Origin of the sequence: Hydrococcus rivularis NIES-593, from assembly GCF_001904635.1 — a bacterium.
Classification (GTDB): domain Bacteria; phylum Cyanobacteriota; class Cyanobacteriia; order Cyanobacteriales; family Microcystaceae; genus Hydrococcus; species Hydrococcus rivularis.
Window position 1 is genome coordinate 104,972 of sequence record NZ_MRCB01000012.1, and the last position, 19,154, is coordinate 124,125.

General features: G+C 46.0%; 17 protein-coding genes and 1 tRNA gene. 8 read left to right on the plus strand and 10 right to left on the minus strand.

What is annotated here, in order from left to right:
* Positions 1-21: 21 nt before the first annotated feature.
* Positions 22-1,278 (minus strand): NAD(P)/FAD-dependent oxidoreductase, encoded by a 1,257-nt coding sequence (locus tag NIES593_RS11910; RefSeq protein WP_073599782.1) that lies wholly within the window; start codon positions 1,276-1,278, stop codon positions 22-24.
* A 176-nt stretch (positions 1,279-1,454) separates the two neighbouring features.
* A complete protein-coding gene (gene mtnA / locus NIES593_RS11915; protein ID WP_073599809.1) occupies positions 1,455-2,507 on the minus strand; it encodes an S-methyl-5-thioribose-1-phosphate isomerase in 1,053 nt (350 codons plus the stop codon).
* An 81-nt stretch (positions 2,508-2,588) separates the two neighbouring features.
* On the opposite strand from mtnA, the gene NIES593_RS25200 reads away from it, so the two are divergent.
* Positions 2,589-2,723, plus strand: coding sequence for a hypothetical protein (locus tag NIES593_RS25200; RefSeq protein ID WP_281250732.1), 135 nt, complete (start codon positions 2,589-2,591; stop codon positions 2,721-2,723).
* 21 nt (positions 2,724-2,744) lie between these two features.
* Here the strand turns inward: NIES593_RS25200 and NIES593_RS11920 are convergent, their stop codons facing one another.
* A complete protein-coding gene (locus tag NIES593_RS11920; protein WP_073599783.1) occupies positions 2,745-3,905 on the minus strand; it encodes an aminotransferase class V-fold PLP-dependent enzyme in 1,161 nt (386 codons plus the stop codon).
* A gap of 26 nt (positions 3,906-3,931) precedes the next feature.
* On the opposite strand from NIES593_RS11920, the gene NIES593_RS11925 reads away from it, so the two are divergent.
* Complete coding sequence (locus NIES593_RS11925) at positions 3,932-4,225, plus strand: cupin domain-containing protein (RefSeq protein WP_245817450.1); 294 nt, start codon at positions 3,932-3,934, stop codon at positions 4,223-4,225.
* On the opposite strand, the gene NIES593_RS11930 is transcribed toward NIES593_RS11925, so the two are convergent.
* Positions 4,215-4,877: an SOS response-associated peptidase gene (locus NIES593_RS11930; RefSeq protein WP_073599784.1), complete on the minus strand. Its 663-nt coding sequence runs from the start codon at positions 4,875-4,877 to the stop codon at positions 4,215-4,217. The two genes, NIES593_RS11925 and NIES593_RS11930, sit on opposite strands and share 11 nt — an antisense overlap.
* A 40-nt stretch (positions 4,878-4,917) precedes the next feature.
* On the minus strand, positions 4,918-5,301 hold the full coding sequence (locus NIES593_RS11935) for a cyclic nucleotide-binding domain-containing protein (protein ID WP_073599785.1): 384 nt from the start codon (positions 5,299-5,301) through the stop codon (positions 4,918-4,920).
* Between the two features lie 328 nt (positions 5,302-5,629).
* Between NIES593_RS11935 and NIES593_RS11940 the strand changes: the two genes are divergently transcribed.
* A complete protein-coding gene (locus NIES593_RS11940) occupies positions 5,630-6,982 on the plus strand; it encodes a helix-hairpin-helix domain-containing protein (protein ID WP_073599786.1) in 1,353 nt (450 codons plus the stop codon).
* A gap of 242 nt (positions 6,983-7,224) precedes the next feature.
* Positions 7,225-7,836, plus strand: a complete 612-nt coding sequence (locus tag NIES593_RS11945) for an alpha/beta hydrolase (RefSeq protein ID WP_073599787.1) — start codon at positions 7,225-7,227, stop codon at positions 7,834-7,836.
* Here NIES593_RS11945 and NIES593_RS11950 read toward each other — a convergent pair.
* The 3 genes from NIES593_RS11950 to NIES593_RS11960 form a co-directional block, all read right to left on the minus strand.
* Positions 7,807-9,006, minus strand: coding sequence for an ABC exporter membrane fusion protein (locus NIES593_RS11950; protein ID WP_217651891.1), 1,200 nt, complete (start codon positions 9,004-9,006; stop codon positions 7,807-7,809). The two genes, NIES593_RS11945 and NIES593_RS11950, sit on opposite strands and share 30 nt — an antisense overlap.
* Positions 9,007-9,658: 652 nt before the next feature.
* On the minus strand, positions 9,659-12,742 hold the full coding sequence (locus tag NIES593_RS11955; RefSeq protein WP_073599789.1) for an efflux RND transporter permease subunit: 3,084 nt from the start codon (positions 12,740-12,742) through the stop codon (positions 9,659-9,661).
* A 295-nt stretch (positions 12,743-13,037) separates the two neighbouring features.
* A tRNA-Ser gene (locus NIES593_RS11960) sits at positions 13,038-13,124 on the minus strand.
* Between the two features lie 63 nt (positions 13,125-13,187).
* Here NIES593_RS11960 and NIES593_RS11965 point away from each other — a divergent pair.
* From NIES593_RS11965 to NIES593_RS11980, 4 genes are all read left to right on the plus strand, one after another.
* Positions 13,188-13,556: a 2Fe-2S iron-sulfur cluster-binding protein gene (locus NIES593_RS11965; protein ID WP_073599790.1), complete on the plus strand. Its 369-nt coding sequence runs from the start codon at positions 13,188-13,190 to the stop codon at positions 13,554-13,556.
* 79 nt (positions 13,557-13,635) lie between these two features.
* Positions 13,636-14,502: an inositol monophosphatase family protein gene (locus tag NIES593_RS11970; protein ID WP_073599791.1), complete on the plus strand. Its 867-nt coding sequence runs from the start codon at positions 13,636-13,638 to the stop codon at positions 14,500-14,502.
* Positions 14,503-14,591: 89 nt separating this feature from the next.
* Positions 14,592-15,503 carry a J domain-containing protein gene (locus NIES593_RS11975; RefSeq protein ID WP_073599792.1) on the plus strand — a complete coding sequence of 304 codons (912 nt, stop codon included), beginning with the start codon at positions 14,592-14,594 and terminating at the stop codon, positions 15,501-15,503.
* 161 nt (positions 15,504-15,664) lie between these two features.
* Positions 15,665-16,888, plus strand: a complete 1,224-nt coding sequence (locus NIES593_RS11980) for an ATP phosphoribosyltransferase regulatory subunit (protein WP_073599793.1) — start codon at positions 15,665-15,667, stop codon at positions 16,886-16,888.
* A gap of 19 nt (positions 16,889-16,907) precedes the next feature.
* Here NIES593_RS11980 and NIES593_RS11985 read toward each other — a convergent pair whose 3' ends face one another.
* On the minus strand, positions 16,908-18,611 hold the full coding sequence (locus tag NIES593_RS11985) for an ABC-ATPase domain-containing protein (protein WP_073599794.1): 1,704 nt from the start codon (positions 18,609-18,611) through the stop codon (positions 16,908-16,910).
* Between the two features lie 77 nt (positions 18,612-18,688).
* Positions 18,689-19,147 carry an SRPBCC family protein gene (locus NIES593_RS11990; protein WP_073599795.1) on the minus strand — a complete coding sequence of 153 codons (459 nt, stop codon included), beginning with the start codon at positions 19,145-19,147 and terminating at the stop codon, positions 18,689-18,691.
* Positions 19,148-19,154: the final 7 nt, after the last annotated feature.

The window sequence follows — 19,154 nt, forward strand, 5'->3', positions numbered from 1 at the left end:
GATGCAATAGCCAAAGAGAATTTATTCTCTGGCTTTCGAGAATGAAATCGCCCCGATCGAACTGACGATCGCACTTTTTATCAGGTTTAGCACTTTTTCTAGTTTGACCATTGAATAATGCCAAAGTAAGTTGGTTACCTTCTCAAATTTGTAATTAAATAAAATCTCCATCATATCTTCTACTGAAAGAGATTTTAAAACAGCTACTCTGCGATCGATCTTTTCATCGGGATATTCTAGATAAACGCGACGGCTAATCCGATCGGAGATATTCCATTTATAGGCAAAGTATTTATGCATAGATTTTTGATAGCCTTGAAAATTTTCAATCTTGCTTTTTAGATACTCTTGAATATATTCATTGGCAATTTCTGCCCCTTGCATTGCGTGTCGGATGCCCTCTCCCCCCAAAAAGTTGACAGTAGAAACTGCATCACCAATAGCGATGATATTGTCTCGGAAGTATCGATCGTTTAATCCGATGGAATATTCTAGAATAGAACCATGAATGTCAACAATTTTATAGCGATCGAGTTGCATATATTCTTTAAAAATTAAGTAAATATATTCTTTTAAAGGTTTAATGCGATCGACAAACTTATGAGGTTCTTCCAAACAAGCAGAACCAACTTTTAGTTGATTATTATTCATGGGAAATATCCAAGAATACCCCTTAGGAATCCATTTGTAACCCATAAAAAAAACAAGGGAATTGGAATATTTTTCATAATCGCGATCGCTGACTTCTATCAAATACTCTATGCCAGTTCCTTTAAGAAACTTGGGGCGATCGCGCTTTTTCTCATACATAACCGCTCTAGCATAACCGGTAGCATCGACTAGAACTTTAGTCGAAACGGCGATCGCGTCGCTATTTTTAGGTTTAATTGAGACAACTGTTTTTTCAGCTTCTTGCCAAGATTTTAGATAGCGATGACCCAGCCAAACTTCTCCTCCACTTCTCTCGACTTCTTGAGCCAGAAATTCTCTTAGTTTGGCAAAATCAAAAACAGCCCCTAAAGTTTTCTGAGATTCCCAATCCTGTCTAACTTTAGAGGTAACTATCGTTATTTTTTGCCAAACACTTGCCACAACATCTTGAGGTAAATCGAATTTTTCTAATGTTTCTAATGGAGTAGCTGCGCTAGAAAAATTATTTTGATAGAAATGTTCGCATTGCTCTATCAATAAAACTTGATAATTCGATTTAGCTAACAATCGCGCACAGTGGCCACCCGCCGGACCACCCCCTACAATGACAACATCAAATTCTTTCATTAGTATGCGATCGGAATTCGTTAATGATTGACAATTTATCGCCCAGGGCTATTTCATTCTCGAAAGCCAGAGAATCAATTCTCTGTCTAATCCCTTAAGTCCTATAAGACGGACTTAAATTTTGAGCCAAGAAATTCATTTCTTGGTTAACTGCAATCAGAATGAAATAACCCTGTTTATCGCCGAGCGAGTAGCGATGACAATTCACCAGGTTTAACGGCACCTTTCTCAGTAATAATGGCAGTAATTAATTCAGCATTGGTAACATCAAAAGCCGGATTATAAAACTCTACTCCACCAGGACAAATAGTCGTTTCTCCAATTCGATAAATTTCTGAGGGATGGCGTTCTTCAATCGGAATCGAATCGCCATTTGGCAAGTCGAAATCGATAGTAGAAAGGGGTGCAGCAACGAAGAAAGGAACGTTATGCATTTTAGCGACTACTGCCAAAGAATAGGTGCCAATTTTATTAGCAGTATCTCCATTGGCGGCGATTCTATCCGCACCAACAATTGCCGCATCAATTAGTCCTTGTTTCATACAGTGAGCCGCCATACTATCGGTAATCAACGTTACGGGGATACCTTCTTGGACGCATTCCCAAGCCGTTAATTTGGCTCCCTGGAGGCGAGGACGAGTTTCATCGGCATAAACTCTTGCCAGTCGTCCCCCATACCAAGCAGAGCGAATGACTCCCAAAGCCGTACCGTATCCAGCCGTTGCTAGCGATCCCGTATTGCAGTGGGTGAGGATAGTTAGCTTATCGGGTTTGGAAGGCAAAACCGCTAAACCATTAGCGCCGATCGCTTTACAGGTTTGTAAATCTTCTGAGTGAATTTCTTGGGCAGTTTTAAAGAGATTGGCTCTAATTTCTTCAACCGTACCAATCGTTTCATAGGCAGTTTTGAGCATTCGAGAAATTGCCCAAAATAAATTGACTGCGGTAGGACGAGTTTGGCGCAGTAGATTGGCGACTGATTCTAACTCTTTTAAAAATGAATCGCGATCGCTCGTTTGAATGTCTCTTGCCCCTAGATACATCCCATAGGCAGCAGCAACGCCAATAGCTGGCGCACCTCGCACGATCATCGTTCTAATTGCCTGCGCCATATCCTCACAACGACTGATTTCCACGACTTCATATTCGTTGGGAAGTCGAGTTTGATCGATTAAGGATACTTTATCGTGATGCCAAAGAACGGGATAAATTTGATTGGAGGAAGTCATAAAAAAGTTGGAAATCGGCAGTCTGAATTCAGAGCGCTTGGACAACAGTAACAGAGAAGTAATACCATTTTTCATTCATCAATGACAGAGATAGTCGATCGCCCTCACCCCCAACCCCTCTCCCTATTTAGGAGAGGGGAGAAGAATGTCGATCGCGAAAACCTGAAAATTGGTATAACAGATGTTTATTGTACAAGCGATCGCCAATTCGCGTGATAAGTTATCGTCGAGACGAACTTAACTAATAAGCCTTTTCAAAACCTCAGCCAAGTATTGATATTGGTCGAGCCTGTTGTAAAATTGAGCTGAAATTCTTATCAGACAGGAGCGATCGGATAAAGGTACAATCGGCACTTCGATCTTAAACTCCTCCAGCAACTTTGACTGCAATGATTCCCAAGACAGAGGAACTGTTCCCAAGGGAATCGATGCCATCGAACCGAGCATCTCGTCGGGGCAAGGAATTGCCACTTCAAGCGTTTTACAAAGAACCTGCCTCGCTGCGAGTATGAGCTTTCGATTGCGCTCCCTCAGTGAAGACCATCCCCCCGGCAGGAGCGATCCCATCACTCGAATGGCTTCTGGAACGCATAGATAAGCCGTCGGATCGTCCGTCCCCGTCCAATCAAATTCTAAGCGAAAGCGAGAACGGTCTGTACGCAGGGAATTGGCTCCATGGCTAATCGCTAGAGGGCGAATGCTAGCTTGCTTATCCCTTCTTACGTAGAGGAACGCCGCACCCTTGGGAGCGCACAACCATTTGTGACAGTTTCCTGTATAGTAGGTTACATCGAGAGAACGTAAGTCTAAAGAAACAAAACCAGGCCCATGAGCGCCATCGACTAGGGTATCAATCCCTCGGCAAGCTAATTCCTTAACCAGGGTTTCGATAGGAAAGATCGAGGCTGTCGGACTGGTAACGTGGTCTAGCAAAGCTAGTTTAGTTTTCGGCGAAACTTTCTCTAAGATGGCTGTTACTACCTGTTGGGAAGACTCCAAAGGAAAGGGAACGGATGCAACAATGATTTTTGCACCAGTGCTATGAGCGACGAACTCTGCGGCATTGCGGCAGGCGTTGTAGGTACAATTGGTTATCAGGATTTCGTCGTCTGGCTTAAAGGCTAGAGAGCGCAAAACCGTATTGACACCAACAGTTGCATTGGGAATAAAAGCTAGCTCATCCGCATCTGCCCCAATAAAATCAGCCAATTGCGATCGCGCTTCATCTAGCAATCCTTCTAATTCTCGCGTCAGAAAGCGAACGGGTTCGCGTTCCATCCGTTCTCTGAGGGATTGTTGATAGTTTAAAACTGCGATCGGCGTGGCTCCAAAAGAGCCATGATTGAGATAATGAATGTTTGGCTTTAGTAACCAGATTGGCTCTGATGCGTTATTCATTAGAGTAGAGAGATGTTTTTTCCATCATGTTAAAGATTATGGACTACTCTCAAATCAAACAAAATTGGGAAAAGCGCGGCTTTAGCTTTGGTGTCTGGAGCGATCCTCCCGGACAAATTTGGGCTGACTATACTCACGATACCGATGAGTTAGTCATGCTCGCAGAAGGAGAGATTGAATTATCTTTTGGCGGTCAAATCCTTCGCCCTCGCGTCGGAGAAGAAATCCTCATTCCTGCCAGAGAACCGCATACCGTCAGAAATATCGGTCAAACAACCAATCGTTGGTACTACGGGTACAAACACAAATCTATGCGATAGGGGCGATACATTCGGGTTTCTCGTTGCCAGGATTGTTGACTGCCGAACTAACGGGAGTTGCTTTCATTGCCTTACTATCGTAAGGTTTTAGCAATTCCTGAAGGGTTTGAGGATCGGTTGAGGTGGGATCGAGCCATCGCTCGTAACTATCCGGCGCTAGTATAACTGGCATGCGATCGTGAATAGGCTCTGCGAGAGAATTGGCGTTGGTAGTAATAATCGTACACGAAACAATCTCTTCTCCTTCGGGTGGCTGCCAGGTATCCCACAAACCAGCGAAGGCAAAGGGTTTGCCATCCTGCATTTGAAGGTAATAGGGCTGCTTGCGGTTGTCTACTTTTTGCCATTCGTAAAAGCCATCGGCAATTATCAGACAGCGCCTATGCTTGAAAGCCTTGCGAAAAGAAGGTTTTTCTGTTAAGGTTTCGGCTCTAGCGTTGATTAATTTGTTGCCAATGTCCGGATCTTTTGCCCAACTGGGTATCAATCCCCACCGCATCCACTGAAACTGTCGCTGAGTTTTTTGGAGAATTGTCCCGATTTGCTGAGTGGGGGCGATATTGTAGCGAGGAATTAGATTGGGAATTTCCGGCAACTGAAAGATTTGGGCAATCGTCTCGGCAGATTGAGCTAAGCTAAATCGTCCGCACATGATAAAAATTAATTTCGTATTTTATTCCAGGAAACTCTAATCAACCGCATTCGGTAACAAATCGCTGCGATAGTCGGCGGAGACGATCCGAGTAGCTTCTCATCACTTCTAGGGCAAACAGGGGTGTTTCCTGAACGGCAAACAGAAACCTTTCTCGATCTAGGAATGCCAGTTTGCAGTCACTTTTTGCGATCGCACTCGAAGCTCTCAGATGGTCGGGACGAAGCAATGCTCCTTCGCCAAAAACATCGCCTGCTGCGAGCGTTTCTACTATCTTGCCATCGACTAATATCTCAATCTCACCTTCGATGATACCATACATTATATTACCTGGCTCTCCTTGGGAAAAGATAATCTCACCAGCCACAAAGGTTACAGGAGAGGAAAATTGAAAAATTGCTACCGTTCTCGCTGGTTCCAACATGGTTATTCCCATTTGACTCCCTAATCTCACTCCGTCTACCCGTTTTTACCAAACGCGATCGCCGACTATACCTATTGTCAGACGAGTAGCGTCTTAGGTAAAAAAAAGATTAACAATTGGTTAAAAATTGTCGCGATCGCTTTACCTCTCAAAACTTGCTGTTGGAGTTGCCTAGTTCTTTTTTAGAAACGACATGTATGCTCGCGAGACAAAGAACATTCGCAGTGCGGACATAAATGCCATCTTTCGTGCAACTCTTTAGAGACTTTAGCCAAGAGAGATAATTAGAGTAAAATACTTGTAAACTTGGCTTAAAAAACTTGTATTTATGGTCAAAATTCTCAGTCGAAAATCCCTAGGAATTCAATCTGTCTACGATATTGGTGTAGAAAAAGACCATAATTTTCTTTTAGCAAATGGGTTAGTAGCTTCCAATTGTTTCAATAAATCCCATTCGACTGCCTATGCTTACATCACTTATCAAACTGCCTACTTAAAAGCTAATTATCCTGTCGAATATATGGCAGCTTTACTAACCGCTAGCAGCGACAGCCAAGAAAAAATTGAAAAATATCGGGAAAATTGCCAAAAAATGGGCATTGATGTTTTGCCGCCCGATATCAATCGATCGCACAAAGATTTTACTCCCTTTGGCGAACAAATTTTATTTGGACTTTCTGCTGTAAAAGGGTTAGGAGAAAAAGCCATAGAAAATATTATTAAAGCCAGAAAAGAAGCAGGCGGCAAGTTTACATCTTTAGCAGATTTTTGTTCTCATATAGACTTACAAATCGTGAAAAAAAATGCTATAGAAACATTAATTTTAGGAGGGGCATTTGACAAAATTCAACCGAATCGTAATCAACTAATGCACGATTTAGAATTAGTCATCAACTGGGCGCAAAAACGTGCTAGAGAAAAAGAAAGCGGACAGATGAATTTATTTGATTTGATGGGAGGTAGTAGCTTAGAAAAAAACTCTCAAGATACAAGTTTTGAACAAGCGCCTAGTGCTTCACCTGTAGAAGATTTTTCCTTAAAAGAAAAACTAGAAAAAGAAAAAGCTACTTTGGGCTTCTATGTTTCCGAACATCCGCTAAAAGCCATTCAAAAAGCTACTCAAATTCTTTCTCCTATCAACCTAAATGAATTTGAACAAAAAGTTAAGAAAAGAGTCAGTGCCGTTGTGATAGTAAATGCCGTCAAAAGAATTACAACCAAGCAAGGTAAATCGATGGCATTTCTAGGAATAGAAGATATTTCTGGGCAAGCAGAAGCCGTTGTCTTTACCGATACCTATGAGAAAATTCAGAAATATTTGATTGAAGATTCTCATCTAATTCTCTGGGGAAAAGTCGATCGCAGAGAAGACAAACTACAGCTAATTGTTGAAGATGCCGAACCGATAGAAACCGTAAAAATGGTTATGGTCAGACTATCTCTCCAGGAAGCCACTGACTTAATTACTCAACAAAATCTTAAAGTCATTTTGCAAGAACAATCGGCAGACAAAAAACAAGCTACAGTTCCTGTCATTGGCATTATTGGCAGCGGACAACATCGTCAATTTGTTCGCTTCGGACAGAATTATTGGGTACAGAATGAATATAGAGCCGTTGATGCTTTAATTAAAGCTGGATTTTCTGCTTATGCCGAGCCTCTCATTCCAATTTCTTCGTAATTACTAGGCAATTTTTCTAATTAATTCTCGTAACAGGTTGTCCCAAAAGTAGAGAATGTCGAAGATACTCTGCCGCTCAATTGGTGGAGTCGGCTTCAACTTTGTCATGTTGAGCGTAGCGAGATATCTCGTAGCAGATTTTGGTTAGATGAGAGACAAAATTTTTGTCAATGCTAAAGTATTAAAGAGATAAAAAAAGAATAATGTAGCTAAGTAAATTTCATTTCTTTAGGAGAAAACCTCTGTCTCTGGAAGCCATTTCAATTCCCCCTGCTAGTGGGAATCCGCCCACCCACCTATTTATTGCCCTACATGGCTGGGGAGCTGATGCTAGAGATTTAGCGCCTCTAGCATCGATGTTTAATTTGCCCGATTATCAATTTCTCTTTCCCAATGCGCCTTTTCCCCATCCTCAAGTACCGGGGGGAAAGGCTTGGTATGCGCTAGAAACTGAGGACTATGCGGGTATATTAGAAAGTCGGCAAATGCTGTTCGACTGGCTTGTGTCCCTAGAAAGTGAGACGGGCGTTCCTCTAGAACGCACGATTTTGAGTGGCTTTTCTCAAGGAGGCGCAATGATATTAGATATAGGATTGAACTTGCCCGTAGCGGGTTTGTGCAGTATGAGCGGTTATTTACATGCCAAGCCACAAGCTAGCAATTCTCCCTTGCCTCCAATCTTAATCGTTCATGGCAGACAAGACCCGATCGTTCCCGTTCAAGCCGCCCGACAGGCAAGGGATGAGCTAACCGCCATAGGCGCAACGGTTGAGTATCACGAATTCGACATGGGACACGAAATTCGACCAGCCGTTTTAGATCTTCTACAACAATTCATTTTGGCGAGGCACTAAACTTGCCCGATTTTCGCCTTCGTTGAGATCGATGACGACATTAACCTGTAAGTTGGTCAACCCGGCAACTTTCTGGCTAGCGGTCGAATCGAGGCGGATTTTCACTTCGACGACTCTGGAGTCAATATCGGCAGTTGGATCGGTACTGAGGACATCTTTTTTGCCAATTTGCAAACCAATTTCATCGACCCTGCCCGACAATTCTCCGAGAAACCCGAAGCTGGTAATTTTGGCTTTTTGACCGATGCGGATTTTGCTAATATCGGTTTCGTAGACTTCTGCGATCGCGTACATCTGGTCGGTTTTTCCAATTGCCACAATGCCTTGGTCTGCGATCGCTTCTCCCGGTCGAGTATGAATTTTGAGAATTTGGCCGTTTTCGGGAGCGCGGATGTAAGCTGCATTCAGATTAGCCTGGGCTTGTTTGATGGCTGCTCGAGCTTCTTCGAGTTCGGCAACTGCAACCCCTACATCGACGGGTCGGACTTCGGCAATGTCCTCTAGGGTAGCTTGGGCTTCGGAAAGCTGCTTGAGAAGGGTTTTCTCGGTTCGGTTGCGAGTGGCTTGGGCTTCCTCTAACTGGTCTTGAAGGGTATTTGGTTTCAAACAGGTGTTGTCGCGTTCGGAAGCCGAAAGCACGCCATCTTGATATAACTTTTGGTAGCGCCAACATTCGGTTTTGGCATTGTGTAATTTAGCTTTAATGCGATCGATGTTAGCTTGATGAGCAGCTGCTTGCCCTTGCAGTTCGGCTTCTATGCGATTAATGTTGGCTTTTTGAGCTGCGATCGCGCCTTTTTTTGCACCTGCTTGGATTTTCGCCAGACGAGCTTGAGCGACTCTGACTTGGGTTTGGCTTCGTTTGAGAGCGGCTTCGAGGCGATCGCGGTTGTCGAGAATGGCGATCGTCTCTCCTGCTTTAACTTTATCTCCTACTTTGACTAACATCCGATCGACTCGCACGCTTTGTGACGAGTTAGGGGCAGACAAGTTAATAACTTCTCCTTGAGGTTCCAAGCGTCCTTGGGCGGCAACCGCATCAACGGGCGATCGCTTAACCGAAACGAGCGTTTTAGAAGGCGAACTGAACTTGGTTGTCTTTGCAAACAGGAGATGGTGAGCAACGACAAAAACGAGCGTTGAAGATGCGATCGCGGCTACGGTTGTCATTCCTAAAACTATTCTTCGCGCACTTCTAGGTTTGAATAAAGGCGTTTCCGTCATAGGCTGTGAATAATCGAGCTAGTTAGGGGATTGAGGAAGTAGAAGTCAGAAAATTGTACATTTTTTTTATTTTTAAATGCAATTTAAATTAATTATCTGCGCTCAAACTTCCATTTTTATGGGGTTGGGAAAAAGGTTAAAAACTTGATTAGGAATTTTGCAGTTTTTAGCTTTTCAAAGTCTTGCACTCGATGCGCCCGTTTGTCAAAAGAAGAATCTTGATTTTTATCGCTTGAAAATCGCGCTAAATTACACATAAAAGATAAAAATGCGAATATTCAAGAAACTTTTTAGGGACTCTAATACCAACAGGAGTTACACAGTTGAGTCTCAAGTTTCGTTGGCATTGGCATTGTATAAGAGTGCGAACGTCTCGCTCGCAACCAAGTTGCATATGAGATCTTGCACCTTTAGCATCAACGCCTAGAACTTTAGTTCTAGGCTCAAAGCTCAACTCGATTAAAATCGAGCTGAAATTCTTATTGGGTCTTCTTTAGAAGACTTTTTCGCTCGCACAGGAAATGAATGACAACAACAGTTGTTGAGAATGGTGCAAGTTCTCGGTTGCATTGCATATAATGCCAACCCCAATAGTTATTTACTGCATTTGAACCGATCGCGCCGTTCTTCGCCTCAGCAACACGTAGACGGCAGGCAAAAAGTAGAGAGCAAGAAAGGTTGTGCCTCCTAACCCTCCAGCAACGACAATCGCCAACGGATTCCAAAAACCCGTCGGATCGACCAAGAGCGGCGCAAACCCAGCCACATCAGTAATCGTAGTAGTAATCATGTGACGAGTAGCATGAAGAACCACTTCGCCCGTTGCCTTGCGATCGCCCCGTCGCGCCCAGCGATCTTCGAGGAGTGCCGCCAGGGTTACTGTGGACTCATTGACGGCAATCCCGATCAGTCCGATCGTGCCCACGACGGCGGTAAACCCGAAGGGAAAGCCAGAAACCCACAGCGCAAGGAATCCCAGTCCTACTGAGAGGATAGCCACAACCACAACCAATCCAGCTAGGATAAAGGAATTGAACGTCAGCACCAGAGTCGCCAGCATCAGAACTCCTAGCACGCCGACAGTAGAGACTAAATTAGCAACAGCCGAGTTGCGTTCCTCTGCCTCGCCACCGATTTCTAATCGATAACCAGAGGGTAAAGTAAACCCACTCGCTTTGAGTCGAGCTTGAAAATCTTTCAGTACCACCGAGGGAAGCACGCCTGCCGCGACGAATCCATCAATTGTATTAACCCGTTGCCCGTCCCGGCGAACGATAGCAGCTTGTTCGGGAATAAGCTCGAGTTTGCCCAATGCAGAAAGCGGGATTGGTCGATCCGAGCCGCTGCCCGAAGAGGAGCGCAAATTGAGGGAGCTGATTTGGCTGAGGTCGGCGCGATCGCCTTCTGAGAGTCGTACCCGCACGGGGAGTTCTTCAGTCCCTTCCAAGATTGAGCCGCCGACCGTTCCCTCTAAAGTCGTGTCGAGTTGTTGGGCGATCGCCGTTTTGTCGAGTCCGGCGATACGAGCTTGTTCCTCGTCCAAACTCAGCGCCAATGTCGGCAGAGATTCTCCAAGGGTTGCCCGCGTCTGAATCACGCGATCGACTTTAGCGAGTTCCGAGCGCAACTGCTCGCCGAGCGCTTGTAATTGACCGAGATCGGGTCCGTAGAGCCGCATTTCAACGGGTGCCTCATAGGCGGGTCCTTGTTCTAATTGACGCACCAGTACTCGTGCTTGCGGAAACGCTTGCTCTAGTCGTTTCTGGAGATTTTGAATCGCGAGATGGGGTGGGATGTCGAGACGCAGTTGTACGATCGCCTGGGCATAATTGGCTGACTCCCGACCGGTCGGAGAGTTGTAATAAATTTTTGGGGCGTTGCTACCGACAAACCAATGTACGTCTTCTACGCCAGGTTGTTGTCGAATCAGTTCCCGCGCTTGCAAAACCGTAGACTCGGTTTCTTTTATGGAACTTTGAGTGGGAAGTTCAAACTCAATCGAAAATTGATCGCGTCCCGAAGGGGGAAAAAATTGCTCCTCCAAATGAGGAAATAGGGTAAAACCTATGACGGGCATCACCAAAGCAAGGCCAATGGCTAGCATGGGTTGGCTGAAGGCGCGATCTAACGACCAGCGATAGATTCGGGTGAGACGAGGATGGGAAAATCCTGCCTGCCACCAACTTGGAGCGCTAGCAATCGGTCGCCAATCGTGCAGCTTTCCCGCTAGTGCTGGCAAGATTGTCAGGGAAACAAACAGAGAACTAAACAGTCCGAAAATTGCCGTAATGCCGATAGTATTGACGAACTCGCCGATACTGCCAGAAGCTAACGCGATCGGCATGAAGGCGATCGCGGTAGTCAGCGTGGAACTGAAAAGGGGAACGCTCATAGTGCGGGCGCTTTGGGCGATCGCGTCTGCCGCTGTCATTCCCTTGAGCAAGCGAACTTGCACTTCGTCTGCCATGACGATTGCGTTATCGATCAACAGCCCTAGGGCAATAATCATACCGACGATGGAAATCTGATGCAGGGGGATTCCCAAGACATTCATCTCCCCGAATACCATCAGACCCGACAGCGGCAAAGTAACCCCTATTACTAGCGCCGAGCGCCAGCCCATTAAGAGAAATACCGTCGTCATTGCCAGCAGCGAGCCGACAATCAGTTCTTGAATGACTGAATCGATCCTTGCCTCCACATAGCGGTTCTGATCGAGAATGACCTGCACGCTAATGCCCTTCGGCAGCTCGGTGCGGAATTGGGCAAGCAATTCACTTGCCTCCTGTTTCCACACATCCAATCGTCTGTTTGACTCCACTAACACGCCCAACGCGATCGCGGGTTTACCGCTCACCCACGCTAGCGTGGTGGCAGGCATGGCGATGCCTTTCTCGACGCGAGCGATATCGCTCAACCGAGCCAACTGCCCGCTTGCGCTCGCCCGAATCGGGATGCGCCGAATTCTCTCGAGCGAGTCTAATTCCCCTTCGATCTCCAGCAGTAAATCGTTCTGCTGCCCCCGCACCTGTCCCGCCGAAACCTTGGCATCGCTAGCTTTGATTTGCTCTACTACCTCTTGTGTCGTCAGCCCCAGCCCTGCGAGTTCTTTTGGATTTACCTCCACTACGATTTCTTCGTCGGGAGCGCCAAAGAACTCGACTTTCTCCGTACCGCTGATTGCGCGGAGGCGATTTTCTAATTCCTTGCTCCAACGTCGCAGAATTGCATAGTTGGCAGGAGAGTCTAACTCCCAGGTAAGAGCGACGATCGCAGCATTAGCTCGCACGTCGGTTTCTCGGAATTCTGGTTCCCGCGCGCCAGCAGGTAATTGGGCAACGACGTCGTTAAGGCGATCGCGCACCCGCGACCACACTGGCTCGACATCTTTCACCCAATCGTAGAGTTCTACATAGATAATCGAAATCCCAACCTGCGAGCTAGATTCCACCCAATCTACCTCTTCGATTTCATCTAGCTCCTGCTCTATCGGTTCGGATACCAACGCCTCTACTCGTTCCGGCGTTGCTCCCGGAAAGCGAGTCGTCACTAGCGCTCCTCGCTCCACGCCTACCGGATCTTCCATCCGAGGCAGGCTCAGGAAGGACGACAACCCCCAGACCAGAATCAGACCAATGCTGAGAATTAGGAGGAGACGATTGCGATAGAAAAGATTGAACATGCCGTTGTCGATCGCTTCCTTAAATTATCTATCAACTTTCACAAGTTTCACTACTATAAAGGCAAGCTAACTGGAAACTGCCAAGACCGACAACGCGATAGGTGTTGATTTTAGAAGGAGAGAGATTGCACGAATCAGTAAGGGTAAATCAATCAAGAATCCCTTCTAAATCGAGGACAAAACCTGGCAGCACATTTTCACCGGATAACTGAGATGGATTTTCTGACATCCTCCGGCAAACGCCGAGAAAAGAGTATTACGTCACTGTTGCATCAGATCGCCTAAAATTAAGGGACGGAGAGGGAGGGATTCGAACCCTCGTTAGAGTCACCCCTAAACAGCATTTCCAGTGCTGCGCCTTCAACCACTCGGCCACCTCTCCAGTGGGGTCACAATCTACAATTATACAATAATACTCGGTTATTAGTAAAAAAAAATCATAATTATGACGCGATATTATCAAATTCGCATTCACAATCGCCAAGCCGGAACCGAACACACCCTAAAAGTTCCAGAAAATAAATATATTCTCCGCAGTGCGGAACTTCAGAGCTGCGAGTTGCCTTTCTCTTGTCGCAATGGAGCTTGTACGACCTGTGCGGTGCGCGTTCTGTCCGGTGAAATTTATCAACCAGAAGCCATGGGACTGTCGCCAGAATTAAAGCAAAAAGGTTACGCGCTGTTATGCGTCAGCTATCCCCGTTCTGACTTAGAAGTCGAAACGCAAGACGAAGATGAAGTCTACGAACTGCAATTCGGTCGCTATTTTGCCAAGGGAAAAGTGCGCTTTGGCTTGCCGTTGGATGAAGATTAGAAAGCCTGTAAGCAGCTTGACTGAAACCTCCCCCCTTCTTGCCTTTAAAATTTAAGAGCGAAAATCTAACCTCGTTATAATGGCTCGACTTTCTTCCAACCAACTGCAAATTTTCTTAGATATCGCCACAGAAGCCGCGATGTCTGCTGGCGCTATTTTGCTAGATTGCTGGGGCAAGATAGAAACAATAGAAGAAAAAGGTCGTCCGGACGATCTAGTGACAGAAGCGGATAAAAAAGCAGAAGATGCGATTCTTGCCGTATTGCGCCGTCACGTTCCCGACCATCAAATTTTAGCCGAAGAATCCGGTCGGCTTGGGAATGGAGAGAATGATTATCTCTGGGCGATCGATCCCCTCGATGGCACGACTAACTATGCTCACGGCTATCCGGTTGCTGTGGTTTCGGTAGGATTGCTTGTCGAAGGTATCCCGCAGGTAGGGGCAGTATACAATCCCTTTCGTAACGAATTATTTCGGGCGGCTAGAGGATTGGGCGCAACGCTCAATCGCCGTCCCATCCGCGTTTCTGGAACTGAAGAATTAAGTAAAAGCCTTCTCGTCACCGGATTTGCTTACGATCGCCGGGAAACAACCGATAACAACTACGCCGAATTTTGTTACCTAACCCATCTAACTCAGGGCGTGCGTCGCAGCGGTTCGGCAGCGCACGATTTAACCGATGTTGCTTGCGGCAGGCTTGATGGTTACTGGGAAAGAGGCATTCGCCCTTGGGATATGGCAGCAGGGCTTGTGATTCTCGAAGAAGCTGGTGGGGTTGTGACTGCTTACGACGGAAGTCCTCTTGTCATCGAGTCCGGTCGCGTTTTGGCGACTAACGGGAAAATCCATGCTAGCCTGAGTCAAGCCCTCCAAGAAGCGGCAACGCGATCGCCATACTTTGGCGATCGCACTCACGCTATTGCGAAAGAACAATTGCTGAAATAGATTAGTATTGCTATCTTCAGCAGAATCTGAGAGATACTAGAAAGATACTAGAAAAAGCTATCGATACTGCCAAACTATTATGAACCCCTATGTCTTTTAAGATCCAACAAGGACTATTTAAACTCGATATTGTCGATCACTATGCAATTCTGGGCATTTCCCTAGATTCGGATACCAAGCAAATTCGTCAGCGCTATCTCAAAATAGCTCAACGATTGCATCCCGATACCTGTAAAGCTACCAGCAACGCAGAAAAACAACAAGCCAATCAAATCCTGTCGAAGCTAGTCAATCCCGCCTACGAACAGTTGTCTAAAGACGGCACTCGGACAGAATATCTCTTAATTCTGTCTCAAATGGGAAAAACTTTAACCTTGGATGGCGGCAAAATTACGCTTGTTAGCGAATCTGCTAAGCAATTGGCTCAAGCAATTGGCAATGCAGACCAACTCTATAAAAAATTACTGCAATCTCTGGCTTTAGAGCAATATACATCGATCGATAAAATTCTCGGCACGATCGCTCAGATCAGCGAACTGAACTTAGTTTACTTGATGCTCAAACAGGGTCAGATCGCTCCAGTAAAAGCAACTCAGACTTTCGCTGCCAAGCCAGCAGCGGAGAGCCAAGTTAAAAAAATAGAGCCAGAAACTCCTGTATCTCCAGTGGCAAGCTATATTCGCCGCGCTCAAGAGTATTTGGATAGAAAGAACTCCGCCCAAGCCATCGTCGAGATGCGAGATGCGCTTAAGATAGAGCCGAATAATAGCACTTGCCACGGTTTGATGGGTTTGGCGTATCTCCAACAGAACCAGATGACAATGGCAAAAGTTCATATCAATAAAGCTTGGCAAGCTAATCCTAAAGATCCTATTGCCATGAAAGCGAAGCAGGAACTTAATAAGCTGGTTCCATCCAGCGATAGCAAGTCCAAGACTTCAGCCGAGCAATCGTCGAGCAGTGGTTTTTTAGGCGGCCTGTTTGGTGGTAAAAAGAAGTGATTGGGAAGAGGGGAAGATGGGGTGAACAAACCTCCAGAATTCTGGTTCCTGTAGGGGCGGGTTTTGAAGATTAACAGTCGGTAAGTTTCTAGAGTCTCTATATAAACCCGCCCCTACAACTCCTGACTCCTAAAACTGATTACTGATTATTGATTACTGAAATGATTCATCAACCACCAGCAGGGGCAAGAGATTTACTCCCCCTAGAAGTCGTCCAAAAAGGCTGGATTAACGATCGCCTCCAAGAAGTGTTTCGGCAATGGGGGTATCAGCGCATCGTTACTTCGACGATTGAATGGCTTGATACGCTCATGGCTGGTGGCGCGATCGAGCGTTCGACGGTCATTCAACTGCGCGAAGAATCGGAGGGAACGCTAGGACTGCGCCCGGAATTAACGGCTTCTATTGCCCGCGCCGCCGTAACTCGCATGGCAGACGGCACCTATCCGCAACGCCTCTGTTACCGTGCCAATGTCTTTCGCAATCCCCCGCCAGGATACCACGGACGGCAACTGGAGTTTTATCAAGCTGGGGTTGAGTTGCTCTTTGCTGGCGGCGTGCTGGCAGATGCAGAAATTCTGTTACTGCTCGCCGACTGTTTGGATAAGCTGGGGCTGCAACAGTGGCAGTTGCTCCTGGGAGAAGCCCAATTGACGCGATCGCTGCTGTCTCCTTTTCCAGACTCCCTACGACGACAAGTTCGCTATTGTATCGCTCAGCTCGATCGCATTGCCCTAGAAAATCTAGACTATCCCTCTGCTGTACTCAAACAACGGGCAATGATTTTGTTCGACTTGCGCGGCAAACCTGCCGATGTTCTGCCAACCGTGATGGGTTTTGAGCTAGATGAAACCGCCCAGCAGATTGTCGGCAATCTCAAGTCCCTCGTCGAACTCCTGCAAAAAAGCTCTCCGAAGCCGTTTCCTTTGATTTTGGATCTCAGTTTGTTACAAACCTTTGACTATTACACCGGGATTGTTTTTCAGGCAGTCAGTCAAAGCGAAAATCAACTTTGCATCCTCGGACAAGGCGGACGCTACGACGAATTGCTAGGCGTATACCATCCCCAAGGCAAAGCCGCTCCAGGAATCGGTTTTTCTCTCAATCTAGAAGATTTGCACCTCTGTCTCCTCTCTAGTGCGGCTCTCCCCCAGCAAACGCCGCCGATTGACTGGCTCGTTGTTGCCGAAACGCCTCAAGCACAGGCAGCAGCGTTTATCTATGCCCAAAGGTTGAGGAATAAAGAGCCTCAGCTTCGAGTTGAAGTAGATTTGGGCGGGCGATCGCCTCAAGCCATCCGCGACTATGCGCGTCGCTGCCGCATCAATCGCCTCGCCTGGGTAAGAGAAGACTTAGAGGCACTCGTCGAGACTTTAGGTTATTAAAACAACAAGCTTGCGATCGCTAGAAAATTTTTAAAGTTCGCAAACGGTTCAAAGCAGCCGCTAATTCAAAGCGTCGAAATAAGGCTAAATCTCCTTGAGGAAATTTGGTCAAGATATCTAATCCTTTTGCCTGAATATCCTCCATGACAAGTTCTAAAATCTCTGGAATCGTTCGCTTTGTGTCGAGATATTTTTCTTTGGCATAGACAATCGCAGACGCGATCGCTCTCAACTGTCCGGGATCGACAATTTGTTCTACGGCGGCTAAATCGATATCTTCTTCTCCAAAAGCCACTTCATCGACATCGCGTACCTTTAACTTGACTGCCCTGCGTCCGCGACTGGGATCGATGCTTTCTGCTAAAGGAATTCTGGGAGTAATTGTTCCGAATCGTTCTCCGCCTTCTCGTATGCGTTCGTTTAGATGTTCTTTGGCGATCGCTTTGGCTTTTTCCGTTACATCTTGCGGTTGAAAATTCTCCATGGCGATAACGGTATCGGCTACGTCAAAATAATCGCCGCTGCCGCCCATGACTAAAATGGTAGAAACGCCATAATCGGTATAAAGTTGCCTGACTTTATCAATAAAAGGAGTAATTGGTTCTTTATCTTTAGAAATTAACTGTTGCATGCGGCGATCGCGAATCATAAAATTTGTCGCTGAGGTATCTTCATCGACTAACAATAGTTCCGAACCCACCTCTAAAGCTTCGATAATATTTGCCGCTTGAGACGTACTTCCACTCGCATTTTCTGTCGAAAAATTCGTTGTAGAACGACCTTGAGGCAACCGATCGATAAATGGAGAAATATCGACTCCGACAATACTGCGCCCGTCCTCGGCGCGAATCTTTACCGCCGTCGGATTGGTAATAACAAATTCTCTTCCATCTCCGGGAATATGATTGTAAACTCCTAATTCAATCGCTTGCAATAAAGTCGTTTTTCCGTGATAGCCACCGCCTACAATTAAGGTAATTCCCATCGGAATTCCCATTCCTTTAATGGCTCCTCGATTGGGGCAATTAAATTCAACTTCTAAAGACGGTGGAGACTGAAAAGCAACAGCATCTTTTAATAACGGACGGAAATCTACACCACTTCGTCGCGGCAAAATCGAATCATTAGCAACAAATGCGACTAATCCTCTTTCTTTTAACTGTTGCCGCAGCCAATCGGCATCTTCATTCGTTTCTACGTGCTTTTGAATTTCTCGTGTATTCAGCGAGGCAGATTTAAGGGTTTTCTCGACGATTTCCGGGATATCTTTGCATAGCATTTCTGTCGCCTGACGACCTAAAATCATCCGTCCTCGTGCGGGAAGTCCGACTAAAAATCTCACTTCAACCCATTCGTCATCAATAAAAGCACAAGTGCGTTCTAATATTTCTTGTCCGATGCGAACGATAGAAATCAATCCACTTTTCCCCGTGCCGCGATAGGAATTTAAGTCTCTGGCAACGCGATCGAACTGACGAGTGAGATAATCTCGTAGGGCAACTTCTCGACTAGCAGACTGGTAGAGACTGCGAGGAAAGTTGGCAATTGACTGGGGAACTTTGACGATGAATTTGCTAGGCGAGGCGAAGGGATCGCCCTGTACGCGATCGATAATCAAGGTAAAGTCTGGAAACTGGTAGCTTCCCTCGATCTCTTTATAAGCTTTGTAACCGCGTCCGTCTAGTTGCAGCAAAGTAGAGCGCAGATTCTCCCGATCCGACATAAGATCGCAAAGAGGAAATTCAATTGTTTCCAAACTACCACGAAAAAACGCGCTCTATCGGTTAGACAAATCCAAGCTCAACCGCACTCGATTTGATAAACTTCTTCCGCGACTCGTTTGAGTCGTTTTAATTGAGCTTTCATATCGTTTTTTGTCCAATTGGCAGCAAAGCGATCGAAACCCCAACCGATCAGGGGATTGGGAATCTCGAATTCAAAGCGATTGATGAGTTGGGTTCCTTTGGGATTGGGTTGGCATTCCCAGCGATCGCGCCCTTTAAAAAAACCATCAAATTCCCATACGATTAATCCGGGTTCTCGTTCGACTACTACGCTTTTTAAGGTAGGTTCGATAACAGGAATTTTAATAATAAATCGACTTCGACTTCCTATTTTCGTACTCCATTCGCCAACGGGTTGGCAACGCAGAACTGGATTTAACCAGCGATGCATCAGATCGAGATCGGTAATGCAACGCTCGACAATTGTTGAACTGGCATTAATTTGAACTGATTGTTCAAAAACTGTCTTTTCCATTTAAAAG

What these genes read in the sequence shown, in the direction of transcription:
- NIES593_RS11910 (WP_073599782.1), bottom strand. Translation starts at nt 1,278, where the DNA reads ATGAAAGAATTTGATGTTGTCATTGTAGGGGGTGGTCCGGCGGGTGGC.
- mtnA (WP_073599809.1), bottom strand. Translation starts at nt 2,507, where the DNA reads ATGACTTCCTCCAATCAAATTTATCCCGTTCTTTGGCATCACGATAAA.
- NIES593_RS25200 (WP_281250732.1), top strand. Translation starts at nt 2,589, where the DNA reads ATGACAGAGATAGTCGATCGCCCTCACCCCCAACCCCTCTCCCTATTT.
- NIES593_RS11920 (WP_073599783.1), bottom strand. Translation starts at nt 3,905, where the DNA reads ATGAATAACGCATCAGAGCCAATCTGGTTACTAAAGCCAAACATTCAT.
- NIES593_RS11925 (WP_245817450.1), top strand. Translation starts at nt 3,932, where the DNA reads ATGTTAAAGATTATGGACTACTCTCAAATCAAACAAAATTGGGAAAAG.
- NIES593_RS11930 (WP_073599784.1), bottom strand. Translation starts at nt 4,877, where the DNA reads ATGTGCGGACGATTTAGCTTAGCTCAATCTGCCGAGACGATTGCCCAA.
- NIES593_RS11935 (WP_073599785.1), bottom strand. Translation starts at nt 5,301, where the DNA reads ATGTTGGAACCAGCGAGAACGGTAGCAATTTTTCAATTTTCCTCTCCT.
- NIES593_RS11940 (WP_073599786.1), top strand. Translation starts at nt 5,630, where the DNA reads ATGGTCAAAATTCTCAGTCGAAAATCCCTAGGAATTCAATCTGTCTAC.
- NIES593_RS11950 (WP_217651891.1), bottom strand. Translation starts at nt 9,006, where the DNA reads ATGACAACCGTAGCCGCGATCGCATCTTCAACGCTCGTTTTTGTCGTT.
- NIES593_RS11955 (WP_073599789.1), bottom strand. Translation starts at nt 12,742, where the DNA reads ATGTTCAATCTTTTCTATCGCAATCGTCTCCTCCTAATTCTCAGCATT.
- NIES593_RS11965 (WP_073599790.1), top strand. Translation starts at nt 13,188, where the DNA reads ATGACGCGATATTATCAAATTCGCATTCACAATCGCCAAGCCGGAACC.
- NIES593_RS11970 (WP_073599791.1), top strand. Translation starts at nt 13,636, where the DNA reads ATGGCTCGACTTTCTTCCAACCAACTGCAAATTTTCTTAGATATCGCC.
- NIES593_RS11975 (WP_073599792.1), top strand. Translation starts at nt 14,592, where the DNA reads ATGTCTTTTAAGATCCAACAAGGACTATTTAAACTCGATATTGTCGAT.
- NIES593_RS11980 (WP_073599793.1), top strand. Translation starts at nt 15,665, where the DNA reads ATGATTCATCAACCACCAGCAGGGGCAAGAGATTTACTCCCCCTAGAA.
- NIES593_RS11985 (WP_073599794.1), bottom strand. Translation starts at nt 18,611, where the DNA reads ATGTCGGATCGGGAGAATCTGCGCTCTACTTTGCTGCAACTAGACGGA.
- NIES593_RS11990 (WP_073599795.1), bottom strand. Translation starts at nt 19,147, where the DNA reads ATGGAAAAGACAGTTTTTGAACAATCAGTTCAAATTAATGCCAGTTCA.